Origin of the sequence: Arthrobacter sp. A2-55 (assembly GCF_025548615.1) — a bacterium.
Taxonomy (GTDB): Bacteria; Actinomycetota; Actinomycetes; order Actinomycetales; family Micrococcaceae; genus Specibacter; species Specibacter silviterrae.
On the sequence record NZ_JAJLOZ010000148.1, the window covers coordinates 1 to 1,237 of the forward strand.

The 1,237-nt window shown below is 67.8% G+C and carries 1 protein-coding gene and 1 pseudogene; both read right to left on the reverse strand.

Features of this window, described 5'->3' with window-relative positions:
• A pseudogene (locus tag LPN03_RS20705) lies at positions 1-344 on the reverse strand (lactate utilization protein C); the annotation flags it as partial.
• A partial coding sequence (locus LPN03_RS20710; protein WP_262455756.1) for an LUD domain-containing protein occupies positions 341-1,237 on the reverse strand: 897 nt, incomplete at its 5' end. The pseudogene LPN03_RS20705 and the gene LPN03_RS20710, both read right to left, overlap by 4 nt.

A 1,237-nucleotide genomic window follows, 5' to 3' on the forward strand; every position in this document is an offset into this window, starting at 1 on the left:
GCGTCCAGCTCCGCCACGGTGAGGCGGCGCTGCGGCGAGTCAACCTCCACAGCCGGGGACCCGGCGTCGTTCTTCACAGAGGTTAGCCAGGACTCCGGCAGGCCGTGCGGCACCACAATGGAGGCCGAGCCGGCCAGCAGTTCGGCCAGCTTGGCGGGGGCCTCGGCCTCCTGGATGACGTACACGTTCGCCTTGTAGTCCACCAGCCGGTCCACGAGCTGTTCCAGGCGCTGCTGCGCGGTCTTGTTGGTGGTGCGGCGGTAGCCGCGGGGCACCTCGGGGGTGGCCGGGGCGTCCCGCAGGGCCGAGGCGATCCGGTTCATGATGTCTTCGCGGGCGCTCATGCCTGCCCTCCTTCGCTGCTGTTGTTTCCAGGCACGACGCCGGTGCTTGGCTCATGCTCTTTGGCCCACCATTGGCGGAACGACTGCTCCGGCGGGGCCGGGATGTCCCTGCTTTGCGTCCAGCCTCCGGCGAGGCCGGGGAGTTTTTTGATGACCTTGTCGCGGCCCGCGGCGAGCTTGCCCAGGGGCAGCCCCTTTTCCAGCAGATTCAGGTGGCTGCCGCTGGAGAATGCCCATTCGGCGCCCTTCATCATGAGGTCCATTTGGGAGGGGACCCTGGCCTTGGCGCGCCTGGAATCAACGTCGTCCCCGCGCAGGTGGACCAGGATTTCGGGGATGTTGATCTTGACGGGGCACACGTCATAGCACGCACCGCACAGGGAGGAAGCGTACGGCAGGGAGCCGTTTTCCTCGCTCGTGATGCCCGTCATGAGCGGGGAGAGGATGGCGCCGATGGGGCCCGGGTACGTGGAGCCGTAGGCGTGGCCGCCGGTGCGTTCATAGACGGGGCAGACGTTCATGCAGGCGGAGCAGCGGATGCAGTTCAGCGCCGTGCGGCCGTATTCGTCCGCGAGGGCGGCGGTGCGGCCGTTGTCCAGGAGGACCAGGTGCACGTTTTGGGGCCCGTCGCCCGGGGTGACGCCGGTCCACAGGGAGGTGTAGGGGTTCATGCGTTCCCCCGTGGAGGAGCGCGGGAGCAGCTGCATGAACACTTCCAGGTCCGCCCACCTTGGGAGCAGCTTTTCAATGCCCATGACGGTGATGAGGGTTTCCGGCAGGGTCAGGCACATGCGCCCGTTGCCCTCGGATTCCACCACGGCCAGGGTGCCGGTGTCGGCCAGGCCGAAGTTGGCGCCGGAGACGGCCACCTTGGCGGAGAGGAACTTCCGGCG